At 75.8% G+C, this 7972-nt stretch carries 9 protein-coding genes and 1 pseudogene; 3 read left to right on the top strand and 7 right to left on the bottom strand.

Going from position 1 to position 7972, the window contains the following annotated elements:
* Window positions 1–225: 225 nt before the first annotated feature.
* Both ACFV0G_RS29955 and ACFV0G_RS29950 read right to left on the bottom strand, forming a co-directional pair.
* Window positions 226–966: a hypothetical protein gene (locus tag ACFV0G_RS29955; RefSeq protein WP_380554828.1), complete on the bottom strand. Its 741-nt coding sequence runs from the start codon at window positions 964–966 to the stop codon at window positions 226–228.
* Window positions 967–1006: 40 nt separating this feature from the next.
* The gene (locus ACFV0G_RS29950; RefSeq protein ID WP_380554826.1) at window positions 1007–1351 is read right to left on the bottom strand and encodes a WXG100 family type VII secretion target; all 345 of its coding nucleotides are present in this window, start codon (window positions 1349–1351) and stop codon (window positions 1007–1009) included.
* 218 nt (window positions 1352–1569) lie between these two features.
* Here ACFV0G_RS29950 and ACFV0G_RS29945 point away from each other — a divergent pair, with 218 nt between their 5' ends.
* A complete protein-coding gene (locus ACFV0G_RS29945) occupies window positions 1570–2427 on the top strand; it encodes a hypothetical protein (protein WP_380554824.1) in 858 nt (285 codons plus the stop codon).
* A gap of 44 nt (window positions 2428–2471) precedes the next feature.
* Here the strand turns inward: ACFV0G_RS29945 and ACFV0G_RS29940 are convergent, their stop codons facing one another.
* Together ACFV0G_RS29940 and ACFV0G_RS29935 are read right to left on the bottom strand one after the other, a co-directional pair.
* Window positions 2472–3635, bottom strand: a complete 1164-nt coding sequence (locus ACFV0G_RS29940; protein ID WP_380554822.1) for an NADH-quinone oxidoreductase subunit D — start codon at window positions 3633–3635, stop codon at window positions 2472–2474.
* Window positions 3632–4633 (bottom strand): SAM-dependent methyltransferase, encoded by a 1002-nt coding sequence (locus tag ACFV0G_RS29935; protein WP_380554820.1) that lies wholly within the window; start codon window positions 4631–4633, stop codon window positions 3632–3634. Before ACFV0G_RS29935 ends, ACFV0G_RS29940 begins: the two co-directional genes overlap by 4 nt.
* A gap of 106 nt (window positions 4634–4739) precedes the next feature.
* On the opposite strand from ACFV0G_RS29935, the gene ACFV0G_RS29930 reads away from it, so the two are divergent.
* Both ACFV0G_RS29930 and ACFV0G_RS29925 read left to right on the top strand, forming a co-directional pair.
* Window positions 4740–5978 (top strand): sensor histidine kinase, encoded by a 1239-nt coding sequence (locus ACFV0G_RS29930; RefSeq protein WP_380554818.1) that lies wholly within the window; start codon window positions 4740–4742, stop codon window positions 5976–5978.
* Between the two features lie 46 nt (window positions 5979–6024).
* Complete coding sequence (locus tag ACFV0G_RS29925; RefSeq protein WP_380554816.1) at window positions 6025–6714, top strand: response regulator; 690 nt, start codon at window positions 6025–6027, stop codon at window positions 6712–6714.
* A gap of 11 nt (window positions 6715–6725) precedes the next feature.
* On the opposite strand, the gene ACFV0G_RS29920 is transcribed toward ACFV0G_RS29925, so the two are convergent.
* The 3 genes and pseudogenes from ACFV0G_RS29920 to ACFV0G_RS29910 all read right to left on the bottom strand — a co-directional run.
* On the bottom strand, window positions 6726–7091 hold the full coding sequence (locus tag ACFV0G_RS29920) for a DUF742 domain-containing protein (RefSeq protein WP_380554814.1): 366 nt from the start codon (window positions 7089–7091) through the stop codon (window positions 6726–6728).
* A 9-nt stretch (window positions 7092–7100) separates the two neighbouring features.
* Window positions 7101–7526: a roadblock/LC7 domain-containing protein gene (locus ACFV0G_RS29915; RefSeq protein WP_380554812.1), complete on the bottom strand. Its 426-nt coding sequence runs from the start codon at window positions 7524–7526 to the stop codon at window positions 7101–7103.
* A pseudogene (locus ACFV0G_RS29910) lies at window positions 7523–7972 on the bottom strand (hypothetical protein); the annotation flags it as partial. The pseudogene ACFV0G_RS29910 and the gene ACFV0G_RS29915, both read right to left, overlap by 4 nt.

Here is a 7972-nt window from a genome sequence, read left to right as displayed (position 1 = left end):
GGCCCCCCCCCCGCGCCCCGGCGCCGGCCCCCCCCCCCGCGGGCCCCGCTCCCCCACTCTCGCGGCCGACGACCTCTCAGGGGGCACCGCACCGGCCCGGCCGACGGATCGCCAGGCGTCGGCCGGATGACGCGGCCCGCAGCCGCGGCCCCGGCGGTTCGGTGAATTCTCGGTCACGAATTCGCCGGCCGGGTTCCGTACGTTGATGACAGGGTCCGGCGACCGCTACGCTCCCGGCTTCGTACAGCGCGCCCGAACATGCGGAGTGCGCGCCCGTTCCCAGGGGGAGCACGCCAGATGGCGATCCGTAAGTCCACCATGCAGGAGCAGGTCGCCGAGGCGATCGCCGCGATCGAGCCGAACGACCGGCCCGTCGTGACCTTCCACACCGTCACCGGGCCGAGCCCGTGGCTGATGAGCCAGCTCGGCCTGATCGGCCAGCTGTTCGTCAAGTACTACTTCGTCACGCTGACCGAGCGCGTGGTCGTCATCCACAAGGCCGGCCGGATGAGCAACCGCCCGCAGGAGCTGCTGCACGTCATCCCGCTGGAGCAGGCCCGCACCCTGGTCAGCATGGTCGACCGCGGCACCCTGTGGAGCTCGCTGCGCCTGCACCTGCCCGGTGACGAGAAGCCGACCCGCCTCAACGTGGCCCGCTACTGGCGCACCGAGCTGGACCAGTTCGTGCCCGCCCTGACCGGCGTGCCGAGGGGCGGGGGGGGGCCCGCGGCCGCCGCCGCTGAAGCCGCGCCAGTGGTCGGCGAAGGCGTCCACGGCCGGGCCCGCGTTCTCGCCCGTCACGCGCTGGGCGGCGGCGACGCCGCGGCGGCCGAGCCGGTCGGCCTCGGCGCCGAACTCGCGCCACAGGCCGGCGGCGCCGCGCAGCGCGTCCTCGTCGGCCTCGGGCCAGCGGCGGTCGAGCCGGGCCATGACCGGTGCCAGCTCCGCGGGCAGGTTCCTGGGCACGTGGTCCCCCTTCGGTTGGGCGGCTTGACGGTCCGTCGGCTCAGAGCGACGCGGGGGCGGTTCCGGTTCCGGGCTCGATCGCCCGGAAGGCGTCGCGGTTGTCCTGGTCGTTGTGCTCGGCGTTGTCGGCCATGGTGTGCAGGCCGGTGCCGATGCCCCCGAGCCGGTCGGCGAGGCCGTGCAGGCCGGCCAGCACGCCCTCGCGGGCGCCCTCGTACGCGCTCCCGAAGCCCTGGCCGGGCTCGTCGCGGCCCCACGGGGTGCCGAGTGCGGCGAGTCCGTTCTCCAGGTCGAGCGCGGCGCGCGCGAAGTCGTTCGAGACTCCTTCGAACTCGCGGCCCTCGCCGTGCAGTTCCCAAGGCTTGAGCAGCACCCTGTCGGCCATCTTCCGTCCCCCGTGCTCCCGTTGCGCTTCCCCTGCGCAGCCGTCTGCGGCGGCCCATCCTAGGCCCCGGGGGTGAGCGGCCCCGCGCTGCGGTGACGCCCTTCACCCTGCCTTCACCCGACTCGCGGCAGCCGCGCACGGCCGCCGGGCCGGCCGGGCCCGCGCGGTGCCCCGCCCGTCCCGGCCGGGTTCCGGCGCCGAGGCCATACCCTTGCAGCGTGGCAGCAGACAAGCGCAGCAAGGCGAAGAAGAACGGCCCCGGGTCGGACCGGCAGGTCGTCGACCTGGCGATGCCGGGTATCCGCCCGGAGGTCCCGCTCGACTTCGCGCGGGCCTGGGCGGAATTCGGCGACCCGGCCGACGAGGAGCAGGTCTTCCGCTGCGACCTGACCTGGCTGACCTCGCGCTGGGGCTGCATCTTCGGCCAGGGCTGCCACGGCATCCGCGAGGGGCGCGGCGCCTCCGACGGCTGCTGCACGCTGGGCGCCCACTGGTCCGACGAGGAGGACGAGCAGCGGGTCGCGGGGCACGCCGCCCGGCTCACCCCCGAGATGTGGGAGAACTTCGAGCACGGCACCGACGCCAAGGGCCGGATCCGGCTCGACGGCGGGATCACCATGTTCGACGAGGACGGCGACCGGCAGACCCGGCGGATCGACGGCGCCTGCCTGTTCCGCAACAGTCCCGGGTTCCCGGGCGGCGGCGGCTGCGCGCTGCACATCCTGGCGATCGAGGAGGGCCGCGAGCCGCTGGAGACCAAGCCGGACGTCTGCTGGCAGCTGCCGGTCCGCCGCACCTACGAGTGGGTCGACCGGCCGGACGACACCCGCTACCTCCAGGTGACGATCGGCGAGTACGACCGCCGCGGCTGGGGCCCGGGCGGCCACGACCTGCACTGGTGGTGCACCGGCAGCCCGGAGGCGCACAACGCCCCGGACCCGGTGTACGTCTCCTACCGCGCCGAACTCACCGAGCTGATGGGCGCCGAGGCGTACGCCGTCCTGGTGGAGCTGTGCGAGCAGCGGATCGCCGCCAAGGGCCACAAGCGGCTCGCCCCGCACCCGGCCGACCAGTAGGGCCGCACGCCGGGGCGCACCGCCGGGCCCGCCCCGGCGGCCCCCTACTTGTCGATGTCGCCGACCACGAAGAACATCGAGCCGAGGATGGCGACCATGTCGGCGACCAGGGTGCCCGGCAGGAGCTCGGTCAGCGCCTGGATGTTGTTGTACGAGGCGGAGCGGAGCTTGAGGCGCCAGGGCGTCTTGTCGCCGCGGGACACCAGGTAGTAGCCGTTGATGCCGAGCGGGTTCTCGGTCCACGCGTAGGTGGTGCCCTCGGGGGCCTTGAGCACCTTGGGCAGCCGCAGGTTGACCGGCCCCGGGGCGAGCTGCGCCAGGCGGTCGAGGCAGGCGTCGGCGAGGTCGAGCGAGTTGGCGGTCTGCTCCAGCAGGCACTCGAAGCGGGCCAGGCAGTCGCCCTCCTCGCGGGTGACCACGGTGAGCACGTCGGCCAGCTCCCCGTACGCCAGGTACGGCTCGTCGCGGCGCAGGTCGAAGTCGACGCCGGAGGCCCGGGCGATCGGCCCGCTCACGCCGTAGCCGTGCACCTGCTCGCGGGTGAGCGTGCCGACGCCGGCGGTGCGGCCGCGGAAGATCTCGTTGCCGAGCACGAGGTCCTCGTACACCGGCAGCTGCCCGCGGACGGCGGCGACGGCGGTGCGCACCCGGCCGAGCCAGCCGGCCGGCAGGTCCTCCTTCAGGCCGCCGACCCGGTTGAACATGTAGTGCATGCGCCCGCCGGAGGCCTCCTCGAGCACGTGCTGGAGCTCCTCGCGGCCGTGGAAGGCGTGGAAGATCGGGGTGATGCCGCCGAGCTCCAGCGGGTACGAGCCGAGGAACATCAGGTGGTTGAGCACCCGGTTCAGCTCGGCGAGCAGGGTGCGGATCCACACCGCCCGCTCCGGGACCTCCATGCCGAGCATCCGCTCGACGGCGAGGGCGACGCCGAGCTCGTTGGAGAAGGCGGACAGCCAGTCGTGCCGGTTGGCCAGCATGATGATCTGGCGGTAGTCGCGGGCCTCGAAGAGCTTCTCCGCGCCGCGGTGCATGTAGCCGATGACGGGCTCGGCGGAGACGATCCGCTCGCCGTCCATCACCAGCTTCAGCCGCAGCACGCCGTGCGTGGACGGGTGCTGCGGGCCGATGTTGAGCACCATGTCGCTGGTGCCCAGCTCGCCCGTGAGCTGCTGCGCGCCCGCGCCGATCCCGACCGTGGTCTCCCTCATGGCATCAGAGTCTGCCACCCCGGCAGGGCGCCCAGGCTCGGCGGTACCGGCATGCGGACGGCCTGCGCCAGCCAGCCGAAGCCGCCGAGCCCGCCGGGGTCGGTCAGCTCGGCCGCCTCGCCGGCCCCGCCGAGGGCCCGCAGGTAGGCCGCCGGGTCGGTGGAGGCCAGCGCCAGCGGGGGCCGGCCGCCGTGCACACCCAGGGCGTGCAGCGCGGCCCGCTGCGTCGTCCACAGGCTGTGGACACCGGGGACGGCCGCCGCGTCGAGCGCGACGTGCGCGGTGACGTCGCAGGAGCCGTCCGGCACCGGCGGCACCTCGCGGCCGCCCCGGAAGCCGGTCAGGGTGCCGAACGGCGGCCGGGCGTCCGCGGTGTGCGCGTAGTCGACCGCGACCGCCAGGCCGCGCTCCAGGGCGCCGACGGCGGCCGCCCAGGCCGCGTCGCGGGGCCCGCCGAGCTCCACCCGGTCGCCCTCCGGCCACCAGCGGGCGGCCCAGGCGGCGTCGACGGCGTCCAGCGGGTCACCCGGCCGCTCCCGGCCGTCCGGCGCCACCTCCACGTAGCGCAGCACGCCGTCCTCGTCCCGCTCGGCGACGTCCAGCGGGACGTTGTCCAGCCACTCGTTGGCGAACAGCAGCCCGTGGACCCCGGACGGCACGCTGTCCGTCCACACCACCTGCTCCGGCAGACCGGGCGGCCGCTCCGCGAGTTCGACCGCGTACGGCCGCACCCTGGCCGCGAGGCCGGGCGGCAGCGCCGCCAGGACGCCGGCCAGGAGCTCGCCCCGGCCGGCGCCGACGTCCACGAGGGCGAGGCCGTCGGGCCGGCCGAGCGCCTCGTCCACCTCGCCGAGCAGCCGGGCCACCGCGCCCGCGTACAGCCCCGAGGCGTGCACGGACGTCCGGAAGTGCCCCGCCGGGCCCTCCGGCCTGCGGTAGAAGCCGTCGGCGCCGTACAGCGCCCGGGTAGCGGCGGGCCGCCAGCGCATCCAGTCCATGGCCGTGGACGCTACCGCCCGGCGGGGGCGTCTCCACCCTGCGGCGGATACCGGATCGCCCTCCCGGCGGACCTGGGAGCACTCCGCGACTCCCTAGGCTGGAGGGGTGCATCGACTCAACGCCTGGCTCCGCCGCCACCCGATGGTGGTCGATTCCGCCTGGGCGCTGGTGGTCCTGCTCTTCGGCCTGCTGTCGGACGTCTCGGAGGACGGCGCCCAGCTGTGGGGCGGCATCGTCGCCTCGCTGGCCATCGCGGTCCTGATGGCCGTCCGCCGCCGCACCCCGGATCTGGCGGTGGCCGGCGGCGTGGCGGTCGGGCTGGGCCAGATCGCCCTGAACGTCACCCCGGGCGGCTCGTCCATCGGGTACCTCGTGCTCTCCTACACGGCCGCGGCGTTCGGTTCCCGCTGGTCGTCCCGGCTGGTGGTGCTGGTCGGGCTGGCGGCCGGGCCGCTGACGCTCTGGCGGTTCGACTCCCGGCCGACCGGGCCGGACTCCCCGGGCGTCTGGCAGCGGGTGCTGGTGGCGGCGCTGATGTCGACCCCGTTCATCCTGTGCTGGGCGTGGGGGCGGCTCACCCGGGTCCGCGCCGCGTACCTGATCGAGCTGGAGGACCGCGCCACCCGGCTGGAGCGCGAGCGCGACGCCCAGGCCAAGGTGGCCGTCGCCGCCGAGCGCGCCCGGATCGCCCGCGAGCTGCACGACGTCGTCGCGCACAACGTCTCGGTGATGATCGTCCAGGCGGACGGCGCCGCCTACGTGCTGGACAACTCGCCGCAGCAGGCCAAGGAGGCGCTCGCCACCATCGCCGGCACCGGCCGCCAGGCGCTGGTCGAGATGCGCCGGCTGCTCGGCGTGCTGCGCACCACCGAGACGGCCGAGGAGTACGTGCCGCAGCCCGGCGTGGAGGAGCTGCCGGAGCTGCTGGAGCAGGTCCGCGCCGCCGGGCTGCCGGTGGACTTCGCCACCTCCGGCGAGCCTCGCGAGCTGCCGCGCGGCCTGGAGCTGACGGTGTACCGGATCGTCCAGGAGGCGCTCACCAACGTGCGCAAGCACGGCGGCCCGGGGGCCAGGGCCCGGGTCGCGGTCGACTTCGGCGACCGCGCCCTGGAGGTGCTGGTCGAGGACGACGGCCGCGGCACCACCGGCGAGCAGCTGGCCGGCGGTGGTGCCGACGGCCTCGGCCATGGTCTGATCGGCATGCGCGAGCGGGTCGGCATGGTCAGCGGCAGCCTGGACATCGGCCCGCGGCCGGGCGGGGGCTTCCGGATCCGGGCCGTGCTGCCGCTGCGCACCTCGGGCGACCGGGCCACGGCCCCGCCCGCGGCCCGCCGGACGACCTGACAGACCGCCACCCCGGCGCCGACCCAGGATTGAGGGAGTACCGACCGTGACCATCCGTGTGATGCTCGTCGACGACCAGGAGCTGCTGCGCACGGGCTTCCGGATGGTCCTGCAGTCCCAGGGCGACATCGAGATCGCCGCCGAGGCGGGCGACGGCGCGCAGGCCGTGGAGCGGCTCGCCGACGCCGAGGTCGACGTCATCCTGATGGATGTCCGGATGCCGCGGATGGACGGCGTGCAGGCCACCCGGCGGATCTGCCTGGACGAGTCCGGCGCCCCGGTGCCCGGCGCCCCGCACGTGCTCATCCTGACCACCTTCGACCTGGACGAGTACGCCTTCGCCGCGCTGAAGGCCGGCGCGAGCGGCTTCCTGCTGAAGGACGTCCCGCCGACCGAGCTGGTCGCGGCGATCCGCGCGGTGCACGCCGGGGACGCGGTCGTCGCCCCGACCACCACCCGCCGGATGCTGGACCGCTTCGCCGACGTGCTGCCGACCCCGTCCGGCGCCCCCGGCTCCCCGGTGCTGGCCCCGCTGACCGAGCGCGAGCGGGAGGTGTTCCTGCTGGTCGCGCAGGGGCTGTCGAACGGCGAGATCGCCGCGCGGCTGGCGCTGTCCGAGGCGACCGTGAAGACGCACGTCGGCCGGATCCTGGCCAAGCTCGCGCTGCGCGACCGGGTGCAGGCCGTGGTGCTGGCCTACGAGAACGGCCTGGTCCGCGCGGGCTCCGCGGAGTAGCGCAGCGGCCGTCAGAGCCGGTGCAGGCCCTGGATGACCTGGCGCAGCAGCCGGGCGTCCGGGCCGCCCGCGGCGGCCGGCCCGGCGACCTTCACCAGGCCCTGGCCGACCAGGTCGCCGAGCAGCACGCGCAGCGCCCCGAGCGGCAGGTCGGCGTCGGCGGCGAGTTCGGCCAGCGGGCGCGGGGCGGTGCGGATCCGGTCGAGCAGGGCGGTGCGGGCGTGGTCCAGGCCGGCCGCCGGCGCGGTGCCCGGCACCGCGGCGACCTGGGCCAGCAGGTCGAAGCCGGCCGCCTCGGCGGACCGGGTGCGTCCCCCGGTGAGGGTGAACGGCCGGATCATCGGCCCGGCCTCGTCGTCGTACCAGTGACCGCTCATGACCGCCGATCAGTTCCGGGTCGCGTCGGCGCCGGTCCGGACGGGGGTGGCCAGGTGCCGCCCCACCCGCCGGACCAGCATGGACATCTCGTAGGCGAGCTGGCCGACGTCGGCCTGCACGCCGCTCAGCACGGCCAGGCAGCTGCCCCGGCCGGCCGGGGTGACGAAGAGGAAGCCGTCCTCCATCATCACCATGGTCTGCCGCACCCCGCCGGCGGCGAAGCGGTCGCCGACGCCCTCGGCCAGGCTGTGGAAGCCGGAGCAGACGGCGGCCAGGTGCTCGACATCGGCGGGGCCCATGCCGGCCGAGGCCGCGGTGGCGAACCCGTCCGCGGAGAGCAGCACGGCCTGGCGGACGTGCTCGGTGCGGGCGACCAGGTCGTCGAGCAGCCAGCCGAGGCCGGCGCCCGGCAGGGCCGGTTCGGGTGCGGTCATCGTTCGTCCTCCTGGCGGCCGAGCCGGTCGTGCGGGTGGAGCGGGTCGTGCGGGTGGAGCGGGTCGTGCGGGTGGAGCGGGTCGTGCGGGTGGAGCGGGTCGTGCGGGGCGTCCGGCTGCGGTTCCTCCGGCCGCGGCCGGGCGGGGGCGCCGTCGGTGGTGCGGCCCCGGACCAGCCCGCGCTGGAAGGCGCCGAAGACGGCGCCGAGCTCCTCGGCGCAGACCTCGGGGGAAGGGTCCGCGTCCGGCGCCGGGCCGGCCGCCCGCTCGGGCCGCGGCAGGGCGGCCCGGGTGCGGGTGGGCAGCGGGCGGCGCATCGGCAGCACCGCGGCGGCCGGCTCCGGCCCGGGCGCAGCGGGCACCGGGGCGAGGGCGGGGGGCGCCGCGGGCGCGGGGGCGGGCGGCTGCTCGACGGCGGACAGCAGGGCGGCCGGGACGAGCACCAC

The sequence above is a fragment of the Kitasatospora sp. NPDC059571 genome (assembly GCF_042735675.1).
Classification (GTDB): domain Bacteria; phylum Actinomycetota; class Actinomycetes; order Streptomycetales; family Streptomycetaceae; genus Kitasatospora.
The sequence above is the reverse complement of the archived record's forward strand: the minus strand, read 5'-3'. Positions and strand labels throughout refer to the sequence as shown.